The 16,300-nt window shown below is 53.0% G+C and carries 14 protein-coding genes; 3 read left to right on the top strand and 11 right to left on the bottom strand.

The genetic code is table 11. The features are described from left to right. Position 1: 1 nt before the first annotated feature. The 11 genes from MNU25_RS07740 to MNU25_RS07690 all read right to left on the bottom strand — a co-directional run bounded on the left by MNU25_RS07740 (position 2) and on the right by MNU25_RS07690 (position 12,136). A complete protein-coding gene (locus MNU25_RS07740; protein WP_240984536.1) occupies positions 2–1,213 on the bottom strand; it encodes a thiolase C-terminal domain-containing protein in 1,212 nt (403 codons plus the stop codon). A 64-nt stretch (positions 1,214–1,277) separates the two neighbouring features. Continuing rightward, entirely contained in the window at positions 1,278–1,961 is a 684-nt protein-coding gene (locus MNU25_RS07735; RefSeq protein ID WP_240984535.1) for a hypothetical protein, read from the bottom strand. 114 nt (positions 1,962–2,075) lie between these two features. Further along, positions 2,076–2,549 (bottom strand): nitroreductase family protein, encoded by a 474-nt coding sequence (locus MNU25_RS07730; RefSeq protein ID WP_240984534.1) that lies wholly within the window; start codon positions 2,547–2,549, stop codon positions 2,076–2,078. Between the two features lie 24 nt (positions 2,550–2,573). Beyond that, complete coding sequence (gene arcC / locus MNU25_RS07725) at positions 2,574–3,530, bottom strand: carbamate kinase (protein ID WP_240984533.1); 957 nt, start codon at positions 3,528–3,530, stop codon at positions 2,574–2,576. Next, complete coding sequence (locus MNU25_RS07720; protein WP_240984532.1) at positions 3,517–4,302, bottom strand: cyclase family protein; 786 nt, start codon at positions 4,300–4,302, stop codon at positions 3,517–3,519. Before MNU25_RS07720 ends, arcC begins: the two co-directional genes overlap by 14 nt. A 67-nt stretch (positions 4,303–4,369) precedes the next feature. Then, positions 4,370–5,779, bottom strand: a complete 1,410-nt coding sequence (locus tag MNU25_RS07715; RefSeq protein WP_240984531.1) for a YlbE family protein — start codon at positions 5,777–5,779, stop codon at positions 4,370–4,372. Then, positions 5,776–7,326 carry an acyl-CoA synthetase FdrA gene (fdrA, locus tag MNU25_RS07710; RefSeq protein ID WP_240984530.1) on the bottom strand — a complete coding sequence of 517 codons (1,551 nt, stop codon included), beginning with the start codon at positions 7,324–7,326 and terminating at the stop codon, positions 5,776–5,778. The genes MNU25_RS07715 and fdrA overlap by 4 nt, the downstream gene beginning before the upstream one ends. Positions 7,327–7,347: 21 nt before the next feature. Next, the gene (locus MNU25_RS07705; protein WP_240984529.1) at positions 7,348–8,331 is read right to left on the bottom strand and encodes an oxamate carbamoyltransferase subunit AllH family protein; all 984 of its coding nucleotides are present in this window, start codon (positions 8,329–8,331) and stop codon (positions 7,348–7,350) included. 19 nt (positions 8,332–8,350) lie between these two features. After that, entirely contained in the window at positions 8,351–10,744 is a 2,394-nt protein-coding gene (locus MNU25_RS07700) for a xanthine dehydrogenase family protein molybdopterin-binding subunit (RefSeq protein WP_240984528.1), read from the bottom strand. Further along, the gene (locus MNU25_RS07695) at positions 10,741–11,277 is read right to left on the bottom strand and encodes a (2Fe-2S)-binding protein (RefSeq protein WP_240984527.1); all 537 of its coding nucleotides are present in this window, start codon (positions 11,275–11,277) and stop codon (positions 10,741–10,743) included. The genes MNU25_RS07700 and MNU25_RS07695 overlap by 4 nt, the downstream gene beginning before the upstream one ends. A 1-nt stretch (position 11,278) precedes the next feature. Beyond that, positions 11,279–12,136, bottom strand: a complete 858-nt coding sequence (locus MNU25_RS07690; RefSeq protein ID WP_240984526.1) for an FAD binding domain-containing protein — start codon at positions 12,134–12,136, stop codon at positions 11,279–11,281. Positions 12,137–12,488: 352 nt separating this feature from the next. On the opposite strand from MNU25_RS07690, the gene MNU25_RS07685 reads away from it, so the two are divergent. The 3 genes from MNU25_RS07685 to codA all read left to right on the top strand — a co-directional run bounded on the left by MNU25_RS07685 (position 12,489) and on the right by codA (position 16,300). Then, complete coding sequence (locus MNU25_RS07685; protein WP_240984525.1) at positions 12,489–13,517, top strand: LacI family DNA-binding transcriptional regulator; 1,029 nt, start codon at positions 12,489–12,491, stop codon at positions 13,515–13,517. 17 nt (positions 13,518–13,534) lie between these two features. Next, entirely contained in the window at positions 13,535–14,650 is a 1,116-nt protein-coding gene (locus tag MNU25_RS07680) for a tRNA-dihydrouridine synthase (protein ID WP_240984524.1), read from the top strand. A gap of 393 nt (positions 14,651–15,043) precedes the next feature. Further along, positions 15,044–16,300, top strand: a complete 1,257-nt coding sequence (gene codA, locus MNU25_RS07675; protein ID WP_240986769.1) for a cytosine deaminase — start codon at positions 15,044–15,046, stop codon at positions 16,298–16,300.

Here is a 16,300-nt window from a genome sequence, read left to right as displayed (position 1 = left end):
CTTACTCCTCCTCCCCGGCAAGGATCGTGGCCACCACATTGTTGCCAAAACCGCCGAAATTCACGGCCAAACCGGCTTTGGCCCCTTTGACTTGGCGCCCGTGGGCTTCTCCCCGTAGCTGTTTGACCAGCTCGATGATTTGAGAGACACCCGTGGCTCCCAGAGGATGCCCCTTGGCTTTCAGCCCCCCTGAGGTATTGATTGGGATCCTTCCGCCGATGCGCGTCTCTCCGCGCCGCACCGCCAGGTGTCCTTCTCCCCGTGGGAAGAACCCCACCTCTTCTGACTCGACAACTTCCAGGATGGTAAAGGCATCGTGCAGCTCCGCCACGTCAATGTCCTGAGGCTCCAGGCCGGCCATGGCATAAGCCCGCTTTGCGGCGAGGCGAACAGCCAAAAGATCCGTAGGGACTTCCCGCTCGGCCACGACATGCGTGTCCGTCGCCTGACCGATCCCGGCGATCTTGATCGGCCGGCGGGCAAAGCGTTCCCGTACATCCAAGGCGCACAGCACAACCGCCGCCGCTCCGTCCGAAACCGGGCAAGTATCATAAAGATGCAGGGGTTCGGCAACATACGGGTTGATCGTCAGAGCATCCTCGTCTTCCGTGATCGCCTCCAGGTTTGGCACTAATTGGATATGAGCTGACGGATTAAACATAGCATTCTCGTGGTTCTTGACCGATACCATGGCTAAATCCCGCTCCGTCACTCCGTACTTGGCCATGATCAGCCGGGTGAACATCCCGGCAAAGGAGGGCAGGGTCAGGCCGTAAGCATACTCCGCCTCGGGGTGAAGCATAGTCGCCACAAAATCCGTCGCCTCCCAGCCGCTCAGAACCCGCATTCTCTCCCCGCCGACCACGAGCACCACATCGCACATGCCGCTGGCAATAGCCATGTATCCCAGCTTGACCGCCGAGGCTCCTGAGGCGGGACCGTTTTCTACCGTTTCCGCCATGGCCGGACGCAAATTCAGGCTATCGACCAGAGCCGAGGCCACCCCGGTTTGACGGTTTACCTGTGAGCCACCCATAGTCGAAACGAGCACTTGGTCCACCCCATGGCCCGCACCGGTCTTAACGCCCGCGTCATCCAGGGCTTCCACAGCCGCCTCACATAGCATGTCCATCAAAGAACCTTCGTACTTCCCGAAGGGCGGATGTCCCACGCCCACAATTCCTACTTCTCGCAAGCGCTGTTCTCCTCTCATCGCCGTCATCCCTCCTCACCACTCTCCCCTTCTCCGTACCCTTCTTTTCGCCGTTCTCCCCTTTTTACGCTTCTCTCCGATAACCTGGGATCTGGCCGTATGTGGACGGAAGAATCATCTGTTTGGCCACAGCCATCAGCTCCTCCGGCACCGGACGCCGACCGCCGCATTTTGCGGCTTTGTGCTTTTCCCATAGTTTACGGGTCAATACGTAGGTCGGAACTCCCCCCAGTTCATGCCATTGCTCAAAACGCGGTTCAAGTTCGTACTCGATCATCCAGCGCTTAAAACCGTTAGGGCTTTCTGCCACCACCCACACTTCATCCTGTTTAAGAAAATCCATGTGATATTCCATTTTGGCGGCAAATAACTGAGCCCCCAGGCGCAAGCCCTGCCTAATCGCCAAGGTGTGATATGACATACCGATTTTTTCCGTCAGCATCCGTCCGTTTACCATGCCCACAATCTCGCCGTTCACGGTGCCGAGCAAACAGTACTCGTCTTTCACCCGGTAGCGCAGCCAGCCCACGAGCTCGGACACCACCCGGCAGGCCACCACATCGTAGAAATCCTTTTCCACCGTGGTCAAAGGCTGGATCGCTTTCAGCAAGTGAGGGACATCGTCCCGGCTCAATTGATGAACCACTAACTTTTCCCCTGAAGCTTGGGTAATGTACTTCGCGGGATAAGGGACCATAGGGGTTTCCACCGGTCGCAATTGAGCTTCCATTTTGTCCAATACTGCCATTTTTACATTCTCCTCTCAAGTTCAATCATGTAATTTTAGCTGCTTCTATTTAACGAGCATTCTGCTTAACGAGTATTCTGCGGAACACTCTGTTAAACCGCAAACAAGGCCGCACTAAAATGTTTCCCAACTCAAAATGGACGCTAAACCCTTGCGGTCATGCGAGCTATCCATGTTTTCCCGCGCGTAACCCACCGGTATGACGGCGAAAACATGGTAGTTCGTCGGTATATCTAACACCTCTTTCACTTGATCCTCCGCAAAAGAACGTACCACACACGTGCCAAACCCTCTCGCCGCCGCTTCTAATAAAAGATGGGATACGGCAAAGGCTAAATTGTAATCGTCGCGACTCTCTTCAGATAAAGCTATGACTAGAGCTGGGGCCTCGGCCACAAATTCTTGAACACAGGCCCCGGCAACTTTGGCCCGATTCGTTCCGGTCACAATGATGAACTTCCAGGGTTGGATGTTATTAGCCGACGGAGCAAGGCGCATAGCCTCGATCAATTCCGTCAAGACCTCGGGAGAAAGACTATCTCTGCGAAATTCTCTGACACTATGACGTTTGAGTATGGCATCCAGCATGATTCATAACCTCCGTCTTTTCTTCTAATCAGGTATAATCCTTGTTCCGTCCTGACCGTTTAAAGCCGCCTGAACATGCTCAAAGTCGGTGATAATCACCGGATTGCCGCTGTGTTCGACGAAATGCACAGCCGCCTCGATTTTAGGTCCCATGCTTCCGGAAGGAAATTGTCCTTGGGCCAAATATTCCGTGGCCTCGGAAGCGCGCAGAACATCAAGATCCTTTTGACCCGGTTTCCTGTAATCCAGACAGACCTTACGCACTCCTGTCAAAATCGCGAAAACATCTGCCTTAATATCCTGAGCCAATCTTTCAGCCGCCAGATCCTTGTCGATCACGGCCTCGATCCCGATATATCTTCCCTCCTTATCACTCACCGGTATGCCGCCACCCCCGACAGCTACCACGATGACACCGTTTTCCACCAGTCCTTGAATCACGCTTCGCTCCAGAATTGCTACCGGACGCGGCGAGGGCACCACCCGCCGCCATCCCCGACCGCTGTCCTCCCGCATATGGTAAGCATACAGCCGGATCAGTTCTTCCGCTTGTTCCCGCGTAAAGAACGGGCCTACAGGCTTCGTCGGATTCTGAAACGCCGGATCCGCCGGATCCACCACGCTCCGGGTCATGAGGGCGACCAGTTCACGAGGATTTCCGGACTTGCGCAGCATGTTTTGCAGCGTCTGCACGATAGCATAGCCAAGTGATCCCTGAGTATTCGCTCCACAGACATCCAAGGGCATCGGGGGAACGATATCCTTAGCCAGCTCGTTTTTGATAAGCAAACTTCCAACTTGGGGACCATTCCCGTGGGTAATTACCATATGATGCCCCGCCAAGGCTAAACCGGTAATTTGGCGGCAGCTTGCTTCAATATTTTCCAGTTGCTCGCTGAAGCTTCCTTTCTGTCCTTCTTTTGTAATAGCATTCCCGCCAAATGCCAAGACCAACGTTTGCTGTGCCTTACTTTTCATCATAAGCGACGATCCGACAGATCGAAGACTCTCCGCCTTCAAAACGCCACGGGTAACAACCCGCGATCAGGCGTTTATTCAACACTTTATCGATTTCTCCCCCTAAATTCTCGGCATGAATGATGTTGTACGGGAAAAGATCAACGTGCATCAGCTGATAATCCTGTGGCGGAAAAATGTCATCAAGGGATTTGCCATATTTCTCCTGAAAGTAAGCCTCACACTCCCTGGCTTCACGCGGTGCCCATTCTCTAATTTTCGTATTCATCGGATGGTCCGCAGAACCGCAATCCACCCCGACCCACTTGAATTCCATTTGTCGGCACCAGGCCGAAAATTCCTTCGTCGGCCCCGGATGCTTCACCATATAACGCACTTCGTCCGCCTCAGGCTGGTCCCAGCCATATTTATGATAGCCTGTGTTGATGAGCAAGATATCCCTCTTTTTGACTTCGACCCTCTTCATAATATCCTGGGATGTGTAAATTCCGTAATCCTCAGCGATGTCACTCAGGTCGACCACGACAGCTTCTCCAATCAAATCCTCCAGGGGAATCGCCGCAATATCCCGACCGTGCGTACAAAAATGGAGCGAGCCGTCCAAATGAGTGCCCACATGGTTGGATGTGGTAATCACCTGCCCATTGGCACCGTTGGAGCTAAGACGTTTGAAAAATTTGATTTGCAGAGGCTCGTACGTCGGCCAAGGCGGGGTCAGGTGGCTCAGTTTCTGCGTCAGGTCATACATTTGTACTTGATCCCAGTGTTTAAGCATGATAACCACTCCTTAATTTTATAATAGTGTTTAGCTTACACGGCTTGCTTTGTTCATGCAGACGTTTTCAAATAGTTTCCGCTAAAGCAGATAAGGCTTTTTCAAAACAGGCCATGGGAGGCCTCACCAGACCCGCTCCGACCTGGCCGACCCCGGCCTCACGGTGGGCAATACCGGTATTGATGACCGGCAGCACTCCCAACTCGACCACTTGGCGCACGTCAATCCCCGTCGCCGTGCCCCGGAAGTTCAAGGCTGGAATCGTGAAGACGGCATTTTCGCCGTAAGTTATCTGATACATCAAATGACTGAACTCCAAGGCCATGGACGCCGTCCCGCCCACAAACTGCACAATAGCCGGGGCCGCGGCCATAGCAAACCCTCCCAAGCCGCATGTTTCCGTAATCGCGCTGTCGCCTAGATCTGGGTTGGCATCTTGTGCCGTAAACCCGGGAAAGAGAAGTCCTTCCACATAGTTGGCCGGAGCGGTAAACCAGCGACTCCCCGTTCCGGCAACCCGTAGGCCAAAATCCGTCCCATTTCGGGTCATCGCCGTGACTAGGGTGCTATATTCGACCCCGGCCGCCGCATCGAGCATCGCCTTGCAGGCCGGCATGGAGAGATTTAAGAAAAAGTGGTCATTGCTGTCGATAAACTCCAGACACCGCCGTACCGTTTGGGGCTCAAGGTCCGCTTTCAGCAGCAAAGGCGCGATGATCCTGAAAAACAAAGACGTCCCAGATTTATTTCGGTTGTGCCCCTCATCTCCCATGTGCAGCATTTGCGCCATCAGGCCCTTGAGATCAATGCCTTCGGAGAGTTCGAGAGCTTTTTTCAAGGCCGGAGCCAGCTCTTCCGCCATCCATTTCAACCGCTCCAGGACATCAGCGCCAAACGCTCCAAAACGCAAAACCTTGCCCAAGCCTTCGTTAAGAGTACAGTACGCATAATTGCCATGGGTGCGGTTATGGATGATAAAGACAGGCATAGACGGAGATACGATGCCGGCCATCGGACCGACGGCGTTGTGTTCATGGGCGGGGCTGAAGGCAATCCCCCCGGAGGAGGCCATTTTCTCCGCATCTTCCGCCGACTGGGCCCAGCCCTCATAGAGAATAGCCCCGATGACCGCACCCCGCACCGGTCCGCTCATATGTTCCCAAGAGATGGGCGGCCCGGCATGCAACAACATATGTTCCCCCAGCCCTGGGATAAGATCACGGGCCGTTCCGATTCCCTCTAAATAGGGATGGGCTTCACTCAAGCGCCGGAAAGCTTCCCGGTTCCCTGCCTCAACTTTGTCCCGCACGGTTTCCAATTTTTCCAAGGCGGCGACCATTTCCGGATCTCCTCCGGCCGGGGGCTTCCAGTCAACTTGAAGCACCGGCAGTCCCTGGCGTAAAAGATCGTCATAAAAGGACGGAATCCCAAGGTTGATCACCGCCAGCTCTGTCGCAAACAAATCCCGGATGCTCATCGTTGTCCACCTCCCTGTGCTGCCTCCAAGATTCCCGCTGTAAACTCTGCCGCTTCGACGTTTGAGGCAAAGACTCTGACACCCGCTTCTTGCAGAGCCTTAACCTGTTTGTTGTAATCTTGAGGATCCCCGGCCGTTCCGCAGACATAGGCGACAAACACGACACTGCCTCCGCTGCCTCCCGCCGCTTTCCCCCGGGCCTCAACCAGCACAGGCACCAACTCGCCGGCCGGATCCGGGTGAGCGCCGTATCCCAAAACGACATCTAGCAAGATAACCGCAACTTCCGGATCCTTGGCCTCTTCTATTATCCTTTGTTTACGCAACGTTAAATCGATCATCGGATGGGGCCGGCCGACGGTAAAAAAATCATCACCCAGATCCAGCACCGTGTTTTGGAAGGATTTATTCGGATCGGGCAACTGACCCGCCGGATCGAGTGGGCCATAAGAATATATAAGCCCCAATTTCTCGCTCAGTATTGCCATCGCCTCATCGCAAAGCGTCCCTCCGGAAAAAAGACCGCGCACATATTTTTGCTCAGGACGCAAAGCTGAAGCAAATCCATAAATTTCCGCCTGGTCGGCGGACTTTTGGGGAATCGCTGCTCCCCCGGCCAACTGCACCGCCTTTTGAGCCGTTTCCAGCAAATTACGGGCAACCGTCACCTCTGCATTCCCCCGGATCCCTCCCTTCGACTCGATCACGCAGAGCACCGAGGGTTTTCCGCTCTCTGACAAAGCCCTAAGGACTTTAGCCGCGACAGCCGGGGCCGCGGGTTTGGAGACGACCACGATAACCTTGGTCTCCGGATCCTGTCGCAGCGCCTCAATCCCATCCAGCATCATGATCCCACCCACAGCCTCGTGCAGATCACGCCCACCCGTGCCAATCGCTTGGGACACTCCTTGACCCATCCGGTCAATCTGAACGCTGACCTCTTGCGCCCCGGTTCCCGAAGCGGCCACGATGCCAATTACACCCCTGCGCACCACATTGGCAAACGCCAGCGGCACCCCGTTCAGGATTGCGGTGCCGCAGTCAGGTCCCATGAGCAAAAGCTCCCGGCTGTGCGCCAGTTTCTTTAGTTCAACCTCGTCTGCCAGGGAGACATTGTCGCTGAACAACATCACATGAAGATTTTGTTCCAAAGCCTTGCGGGCCTCCCTGGGCGCGTAAACCCCCGGGACAGAGATCAAAGCCAAATTGCCCTTTTGCTTGGCTAAAGCCTGAACCAATGACTTGGGCCGCTCCTCGGCCTGACCGGAACTGGAAGTTCCCTGCACCCGCATCAGAGCCTCCATCTGATCCAACGCGTTCTGGACGGCATCGTCATCCCTCCCGCGCAGAGCAATGATCAAATCATTGGCTCCGGCGCTGATTTCTTCCTGAAAATCCAGAGTTTGCAGCACATCCAGGTTCAAGGGGCTACCCATCCCCACTAACGCCGCTTCAATTCCAGGCAGCTGCTGAACCCTCTGGGAGACCAGCATCAGGGTTACTGAATCCGCATAACGATTGGCCTGAACGATGATTTTCTCTTTCATATCCTGCGCCTACCCCCTTTATTAAAATTTTGAGAATCTCGTCTGATAGACCTCGCAGCCTAATAGCACGCCCGCTAGCAAGTAACGCCCGGATGATGCTCCAATACGGCTCAGCTTTGCTGCCGCGGCGACAACATCTCCGGCATTGCCGTAAATTCCGTCCACGACCCCCGTGACATACAGAGCCCCTTCTCCCCGCACGGCGTAGACCAGCATCGTCTGGCTGATCGCATTCGTCAAGGGCAGTAAAGCCTGCGCGATCCCGACTATGTCGGCGAAGAATCCCTCCCGGCGCCCAGCGCTGATAACGCCGGGTAACAACCCTTCTTGGCACCCAGTAACTGCGGGTACCTCCGCTTTAGAACTGTTGACAGGAGACAACCCTTCCTTGGACGCCGCCGCACGAATTCCCCGGGTGTAGGCTAACAGCACCCCTGCCGCGAAATCATCTCCGGCCGGCGTTAATCCGGGACCCGAACCGATCAACCTACTTAAAACGTTATGCAGTAGAGACGCATCTTCCCTCAACAGGGCCTTCCTCAGGCTCTGCCTCAGCGGACTGTATTCAGCCCGGAAACCCGGAAAGTGAATCTCCAGCCAAGTCTCCACCGCCTGCAGTGCCGCCGGACCGCTTCGGGGGGGAGTTAACCGGAATTGGGATTGGAATTGACGTTGGAGTTGGGTCTGCGATTGGCCTTGGCGTTGCAGTGGAGCCTGAAGTTCCTCCTCTGCCACCCCCCGGCAATCCACCCTATACTCCCCGCTCATCAGGATTTGGGACCAGAACTGAACCTTTTCCCCCACTCGGCAAACTTTACGAAACAAACTCCCCTCTACAAGCAAAGCATTGGGAGCCAGAGCTTCTGCTCTATTGACTAGGCTCAACAAGGGCTGTGACGGATCCGCCTGGAGATTGCACACGCTCTGAAAGACACTGTGAACTGCAAACTCCTCTTCCCGGATGCGTCGAGCAAAATCCCGACCCCAAACTTTCCCTTGTACCACAACCATTCCTCTTTCCCCATTACTCTTTTTGACGCGCCAAGCCCGACACAATCCGTTCCGGAGAGAGGGGAAGCTCGTAGAAATTCACCCCCAGAGCGTCATAAACCGCGTTCGCCAGCACGGAAGGCACGGAAATCATGGGATGTTCCCCCACCCCCCTGGCCCCAAAAGGCCCGTCACGTTGCGGATTCTCAATGAAAATTGGCACGACGCGATCTGGGATATCTTTGGCTGTCGGAATCTTGTTATCGGTAAAAGACGGATTCAGCAACCGCCCCTCCGGGCTGTATTTGTACCCTTCGATCAGGGCCGAGCCTAATCCCTGAATCACCCCGCCCACGACTTGTCCTACGGCCAGCTTGCGGTTGATCACCTGTCCAACATCGAAGGCGGAGGCAATTTTAAGCACATGGATCTCTCCGGTCTCCACGTCGATTTCGATCTCAGCCCCATGCGCCCCGTACGTCCAATCCAAGGCAGGCAACCCTTGGCCTGTCGCCGGGTCCAGATTCGTCAAACCCTCTGCCATATAAACTCCCCTGCCAATCAGCGGACCCCCGATTCCCGTTCCGTTTTGATAGGCATAGCCCAAAGCCAGATCCTTAAAAGCAATGGCTTTATCTTGATGCTGAATATGGCGGATCCTCTCATTTCCATGCGTCAATTCATCCACGGGACAGCGCAGCACACAGGCCGCCACTTCTTTCATCTGGCGCAAAAGATCCTGAGCGCAGCGAATAACGGCATTCCCTCCCATAAAGGTATATTTCGAAGCCACGGTTTGCCAGTCATAGGGATTTTTGTCCGTATCGTTTTCCCAGATGACTTTCACTTTCTCCAGCGGCATATCCAGGACTTCCGCCGCAATCTGAGCCATAGTCGTGTAAGCCCCTTGCCCCATGTCAATGGCACCTAACAAAAGACGCACGGTCCCATCCTCATCCATCTGCATAATCGCCGATGTTGACGTGTTAGGCGGCATCGCCGGAGCTTTATGCAGCACAGCCAAGCCTTTACCTCTCACCTTGCCGGTCTTGAAAGCTTTCTCCCGCTCCGCAGCGCTTTGGTATCCGGTCCAGGCAATCTCTTTCGCCACCGCTTCCAGACATTGATCCACGCACCCCGAATGAGCGGTTATTTTTTCACCCGTGATCGTGGTTGCACCCTCCCTGAGAAGATTCTTCATTCGAAACTCATAGGGATCCATCTCCAAAGCCTGCGCCGCCAAGTCCATTTGCCGTTCAATAACCCAATGCGTTTCCAGATGGCCAAAGCCGCGATAGGCCGTCCCAAATACCTTGTTGGTATAGAGCGTCCGTGAATGCAATTCAATATTGGGAATTTCATAGGGACCTGCGCCGGCATACCCGGCGGCCCGGCCTACATTAACGGAGTAGTCCGCATAGGCACCACCGTCCCAGTCAAAATAGATTTCCTCGGCAACGATCTTACCGTCTTTAGTCACTCCGGTTTTAACTCTTCCTCTCAACCCTTCCCGGGTCGGCAATTGATTGAATTCCTCTTCCCGCGTCGCCTGAATCTTTACCGGACGGCCCTGACAAACCCGCGAGAGCACGACACCCAGCGGTTCCAAATGAATCCCGGCCTTGCCGCCAAATCCTCCACCGATATATGGCACAACTACGGTAATATCCCCCCGGGAAATGCCGAAGGCCTTAGCCAACAGATTCCGCACCGCAAAAGGAGACTGGGACGAAGACCAAATCTTGACTTTAGGCGAATAAGGATCCGCCTGAACAATCACGACATGCGTCTCCAAAGGAACATGGGCAACCTGGGGCAGGCGCCATTCGTTCTCAATGGTAAGTTCCGCTTGGGCGAATCCTTTTTGAATGTCTCCTTTAATGGTTTTGTGCCAACTAGCAATGTTAGAGTTGGGTTGGGGGAAAAATACCCCTTTGACGTAATCCAGGGTGTTGATATCCTCATGAACCAAAACCCCACCTGTCAAAGCCTCTTCCACCGACAAGACGGCAGGAAGCGGCTGGTACTCAACCTTAATCAGGGACAAGGCCTTCGCGGCCGTCCTGGTATCGACAGCGGCCACCGCGGCCACAGGTTCCCCCTGATAACGGACCTTATGCTGGGCCAAAATCGGTTTATCCACCATGTAGAGTCCCAGCAGATACGGAAGCTCCCTGCCAGTGAGCACCGCTTTTACCCCAGGCAAGGCTTTAGCTTCGGACACATCAAGGGAGAGAATTTCAGCATGAGCATAGGGAGAATGCAGCATTTTGGCATAAAGCATACCTGGAAGTTCCATGTCATGGACATACCGAGCCCGTCCCGTTACCTTCTCTAGGGCCTCTTGACGATCTGGGGAGTGGCCCACATAACGATAGCCCGCTTCCCTCATCGCTCCTTCGCTTCTTCCTTCCATCACTAGCGTCATCGCTGACTCGCCTCCTTTTCCCGCTCAGAAGCCTTCTTAATCGCCTCAATAATCGGATAATAGCCCGTACAACGACAAAGGTTGCCCGCTATAGCTTCCTTGATCTCTTCCTCCTCCGGTTCAGGATTCCGGTCTAAAAGGGCGCGCGCCGACATCAACATTCCCGGAGTACAGAACCCGCATTGCAGGGCGTCTTCTTTAATAAACTCCTGCTGCAGGATGGAAAGTTGTCCTTCTTGACCCAGACCCTCCACCGTCAGAATCCGGCTTCCTTCCGCTTCCTGAGCCAGCACCAGACAGGAATTCACGGCCCTGCCGTTGAAAATGATCGTGCACGCTCCGCATTCGCCTTCTCCACATCCCTCTTTTGTACCCAACAAGTTCAATTCGTGGCGTAAAAAGTGCAGCAGTGACATAGTCGGATCAATCCACTGTGACACGTTCTCCCCGTTGACCGTGCAGTTCAGAAGTACCCGAGGCAAACCGGAATCCTGATATGTCTGGGCAGCCTTATGTTCATGCTCCGCACACATCTTATTCACCGCCTTCTTGAACCAGGTATTGGACGACGCGTTTAACGAGAACCCCGGCCATATGCTGCCGGTATGCAGCTGAAGCGCGCACATCGGAAATCGGCCTAATCTCCTCCTGCACGGCCTCAGCGGCCTGATCCGGCAATTCCGCACTCCGGGACGAGCCATTGAGCAGCGCCTCCAGGCGCGTGAGCCGCAGAGGGGTCGGCGCGACAGAAGACATGGCCAAGTGGAACTTCTTCCGGCTGTCCAACCGTCCCGCAACGCCTACGATTCCCAGGTCATGCCCCTTAATACGCGCTAGCTTGAGATAAATGCTGCGTTCCCCCGCAGTGACAGCCGGTAGGGTAAGACCGTAGAGAAGTTCTTGCGGACGCAAAATCGTCTTCTTCACACCGGTAAAAAAGTCTTGAAGCAAAACCTCACGCTTCCCCTGGGTCGAAACAATCTGTACTTTCGCGTCAAAGACCAATAAGGGACCCGCTAAATCCGCCCCCGGAGAAGCGTTGCAGATGTTTCCCACCACGGTAGCCCGGTTGCGCAGCTGATAAGAAGCCAGCTTATTGGCTGCATCAGCCAAGGCTTTATAACGTTTTTGCACCAGGCCGGAATGAGCTGCTTCATTTACCGTAAGCCCTGCGCCCAAAAAGATATCCCCGCCCTCAACTTCTTCCAGCCTTTGGAGTTCCTCGATCCCCTTAATGTCAACAACATAGGATGGACTCAGGTCATGACGACGCAAAAGAACCAAGAGATCCGTCCCCCCTGCCAAGACTTTGCTTTTTTCTCCCCAGGACTCCAAATGGTTCAAGAGGTCTGAAAGTGACGGGGGTTTAATATACAAAAAATCACTATCCATGGTCAGCCTCCCTCTTTCCCAGTCTAATCGGCGGCCCCAATCATCAGTCATCTCCTACGGCTATACTTATTGTTGTCGCAGTTCCCCAAAGCTGCTTCGCTCGAAACTATCTCGTTACACCACCCCAAAAACCTATTTAAGCTGTTTCAAGTATAGCCAGTCGCACGCCGGTTGTCATTGTAAAACTACTCTAAACTCACTGATAATTTGTTGTGATCATGTTATAAACACCTGGACGTGAGGCTGCTCACAACCACCCTTGACAACCGTGTTAACTCACATAAAATCAAAATACCATGCTATAATAGGCCTAGCTAACCAGGTGGCGTCAATGTGACATCGAGGTGAGGAAATGGCAAACATTCGAGATGTAGCCAAAAAAGCAGGCGTTTCCGTTGCGACAGTTTCGCGAGTCCTAAACCGAGCCTCGAACGTGTCGCCCAAAACCGCCGATGCAGTCCTGGCCGCCATGCAGGAACTGCATTTTACACCCAATGGACTGGCCCGGGGATTAGCCTTAAACAGAACACGCACCATCGCCCTACTCATTCCCAATATCGTTAATCCGCTCTACCCTGAAATGGCAAAAGGCGTTGAGGATGTTGCCCATCAAAAAGGTTATAATGTGCTGCTCTGCAACACCGAAGAAGATATAGCAAAAGAAAGGGATTACCTGACGATGCTCATTGAACGCAGAGTAGACGGTTTGATTCTGATGTCAACCCTGTTGACGAACGACAATTTGCTTCAGATCAGAGAGTATAACATTCCCTTTGTCCTTACGGGCCGCTATCGTCAGGATTTGGAAGCAGATATTGTTTACACAGATTATGCTTATGGAAGTTATCTGGCTGTCCATCATCTGTTAGAAGTCGGGTATCAACGGATTGCCCATATTAGCGGCTCCGCTATCCAATGGGAAAGCCAAGAAAAACTTTCAGGATTTAAAAAGGCTTTACGAGAAGCCCAATTAACCGTGGAAGCAAAATATATCGTGGAAGGAGACAATGAAATCGAAGGGGGGTATCTCGGTACAATGCGCCTTTTGCACTTATCTGAAAAACCACAGGCTATTTTTGCCGCCAATGATCTCATGGCCATAGGCGCCATCGACGCCGTGAAGGCGCAAGGATTGCGAGTGCCTTCCGACGTGGCGGTCGCCGGTTTTGACGATATCCGAATGTCGGCCCTGGTGGAGCCAAAATTAACAACCGTATCCCACCCGGTGCACAAAATGGGCTTAATTGCCGCACGCCTGCTCTTCGATCATATTGATGGCGGTGCAGGTGAAGACGCAACCCAGAAAATCCTGCTTCAACCGAAACTTATGGTGAGGAAATCGTGTGGACACGAGAACCGGCTGCGAGAGATATTCAATTAATGAGGGGTGAAACCTATATGGACCTTGCTGTGGACTTCATGGGACTCAAACTCAAAAACCCAATCATGGTGGCGGCCGGGCCCCTTACTGCGACCGGCGAAATGCTGCGGCAAGCCGTTGAGGCCGGAGCGGGGGCCGTGGTTACCAAAACCATCGTCAACGAAATCCGGCCGAAAGTCCGCCCCCGCTTGGCGGCGCTGGGCGAAGGCATGCAAAATATCGAACTCTATACAGAGTTTAGCTTAGAAGCTTGGGAACATGAGATCCGCTACGCCAAAAGCCACGGAGCCGTCATTATTGCCAATATATTGGCCCATACCCCGTCGGAAATGGCTGATATTGCCCTTCGGGTAGAAAAATTCGGGGCAGATGCCATTGAATTAGGAGTAGCATGCCCCCACGGTGAAGGCCTCGAAGGACTCTTCGCCGATCCTGCGCAACTTTATTCGTTTACGAAGAGTGTCGTCCAGAGAGTCAACATACCCGTGATGGTCAAACTCTCGCCCAACGTCACCAACATGGCCAAAATGGCTATGTCGGCAGAACAGGCTGGGGCATCGGCCGTGAGCGCCATTGATACCGTGCGCGCGATTATCGGTGTTGACCTCGAATCTGGAAGGCCTCTCTTATCCACATATGGGGGATATTCCGGCCCTCCTGTCAGACCCATCGGCTTGGCTGCAGTGGCGCTTATCTCGCAGGCCGCAAAAATCCCCGTCTGCGGAATTGGCGGAATCAGCAATTCCCATCATGTCCTCGAATATATGATGCTCGGCGCAAGCACCGTTCAATTATGCACTTCCTTAATCTTAAACGGCCTGGACTCTCTGAGCAAAATCATTCACGATCTGGAAACTTGGCTGATGCAACACAACGTGGCAGACTTTGGTCAAATCCGGGGCAAGGCCCTTCAATCCCTCAAATCTTTTGAAGAGATAAAAGTTGAGCCCTATGTCGCCAAGGCTTTGCAGGGGTGCTCCGACTTAAGTTGCAATCTGTGCGTTCGAGGCTGTATTTACAAAGCCGTCCACAAAAGCAAATTCAAAGTGACTGTTGACCAGAATCTTTGTACAGGGTGCGGTTTGTGTTTAAGTGTATGCCCGGATAAAGCATTTGTTCTAGAATGGAAGTAGGATTTGTTATATCCTTACAATAAGCCCGCGTAAAATTTGGGTCGTGTTTACAATAGACTATCCGAGGGAAATCAGATATACTATGCGAAACCGGTTACATTTGACTAAGCCTCACTAACCGTCTCTTAATATTCCGGAATGTCTTCTTTTGTAAATGCTGAATATTCTGATCGATACCCTAAAGTATAAAAAGAAGAACTTTCTTAGTGGAAAAATGTAACCGGTTACAAGGTTCTGGAAGGGAGGACATCCTCATGTCGCCACCGATTTTCTAGTTTCAGGCATCCAACCATTTGTTAGTTCAGCTCGAGAGAACACGGTTTGAAATTCTTTGAATGACTTCTACCCAATGTCCTAAATCTAAAATAAATAAGAGAGGTGTTAATGATGGATTTGATCATTCGACAGGCAAAAATAAAAGATGTTCTTGTCGATATTGGCGTGGAGCATGGCCGGATTATAACAATCGTTCCCAGCCTTAAGGCGAGTGCCCTACAAGAAATCGATGCCCACGGGAATCTTCTTTCCCCGCCGTTCGTTGACCCTCACCTTCATCTGGACGCCGTCCTAACTGCGGGTGAACCTGATTGGAATCATTCCGGAACTCTCTTGGAAGGCATCGCCCTCTGGAACAGGCGTAAATCCGCGCTTTCTTACGATGATGTAAAAATGCGGGCAAAAAAAGCGGTCCTCTGGGAAGTCGTCCAGGGCGTCCAACACATACGCACGCATGTGGATGTCTGTGACCCCAATCTAACGGCGCTTCACGCCTTGGTGGATTTGCGGGAAGAAATTAAGGAAATCGCCGATATCCAAATCGTTGCGTTTCCGCAGGAGGGGATTCCCTCGTATCCCAACGGCAGAGAGCTCATGACCGAAGCCATAGAGCAAGGTTGCGACGTAGTCGGGGGTATTCCCCATTACGAAATCACCCGGGAATATGGCTTGGAATCTTTAGATTTTGCCTTTGCCCTTGCCCGGAAATATGACAAGCTTATCGACATCCACTGTGATGAAACAGATGATGAACAGTCCCGCTTTATTGAACACATGGCCGCTTTAACCTTAGAGAAAGACTTTCAGGGACGAGTCACAGCCAGCCACACCACCGCCATGCACTCTTATAACAACGCCTACGCTTTTAAGCTCATAGGCTGGCTAAAGAAGGCTGAGCTCAACCTGATCACCAACCCGCTCGACAACATAGTTTTGCAGGGGCGCTTTGACACCTATCCCAAGCGACGGGGTCTGACCCGTGTCAAAGAACTTAACGAAGCCGGCCTTACTGTAGCCATCGGACATGATTCAATCATGGATCCGTGGTACCAACTGGGCAAAGGCAGCATGCTCATGGCCGCTTCCATGCTTCTGCATGTAACCCAAATGACAGGGCGGCAACAAATGCTCGACGTATTCAAAATGATCACATCTAGCTCAGCTAAAGTGATGAATATACCGAATTATGAGATTTCAGAGGGACACCCCGCCAACTTTATTATTTTGAACGCCAGCGATCCCATTGAGGCTTTGCGCTTAGAAGCGGAGTGCCTCTATTCAATACGCTTTGGCAAAGTTATCGCCACCAGCCGTCCCGTAGAGCAACACGTAGTATTGGGCGGCAAGACCGAGACAATCCGCCTGGTAAAATAA

Source organism: Acididesulfobacillus acetoxydans (genome assembly GCF_902729405.1).
GTDB lineage: Bacteria > Bacillota > Desulfitobacteriia > Desulfitobacteriales > Desulfitobacteriaceae > Acididesulfobacillus > Acididesulfobacillus acetoxydans.
The sequence above is the reverse complement of the archived record's forward strand: the minus strand, read 5'-3'. Positions and strand labels throughout refer to the sequence as shown.

Coding starts and splice junctions, on each gene's coding strand:
- MNU25_RS07740 (WP_240984536.1), bottom strand. CDS start 1,213: ATGAGAGGAGAACAGCGCTTGCGAGAAGTAGGAATTGTGGGCGTGGGA.
- MNU25_RS07735 (WP_240984535.1), bottom strand. CDS start 1,961: ATGGCAGTATTGGACAAAATGGAAGCTCAATTGCGACCGGTGGAAACC.
- MNU25_RS07730 (WP_240984534.1), bottom strand. CDS start 2,549: ATGCTGGATGCCATACTCAAACGTCATAGTGTCAGAGAATTTCGCAGA.
- arcC (WP_240984533.1), bottom strand. CDS start 3,530: ATGATGAAAAGTAAGGCACAGCAAACGTTGGTCTTGGCATTTGGCGGG.
- MNU25_RS07720 (WP_240984532.1), bottom strand. CDS start 4,302: ATGCTTAAACACTGGGATCAAGTACAAATGTATGACCTGACGCAGAAA.
- MNU25_RS07715 (WP_240984531.1), bottom strand. CDS start 5,779: ATGAGCATCCGGGATTTGTTTGCGACAGAGCTGGCGGTGATCAACCTT.
- fdrA (WP_240984530.1), bottom strand. CDS start 7,326: ATGAAAGAGAAAATCATCGTTCAGGCCAATCGTTATGCGGATTCAGTA.
- MNU25_RS07700 (WP_240984528.1), bottom strand. CDS start 10,744: ATGACGCTAGTGATGGAAGGAAGAAGCGAAGGAGCGATGAGGGAAGCG.
- MNU25_RS07695 (WP_240984527.1), bottom strand. CDS start 11,277: ATGTGTGCGGAGCATGAACATAAGGCTGCCCAGACATATCAGGATTCC.
- MNU25_RS07690 (WP_240984526.1), bottom strand. CDS start 12,136: ATGGATAGTGATTTTTTGTATATTAAACCCCCGTCACTTTCAGACCTC.
- MNU25_RS07685 (WP_240984525.1), top strand. CDS start 12,489: ATGGCAAACATTCGAGATGTAGCCAAAAAAGCAGGCGTTTCCGTTGCG.
- MNU25_RS07680 (WP_240984524.1), top strand. CDS start 13,535: ATGGACCTTGCTGTGGACTTCATGGGACTCAAACTCAAAAACCCAATC.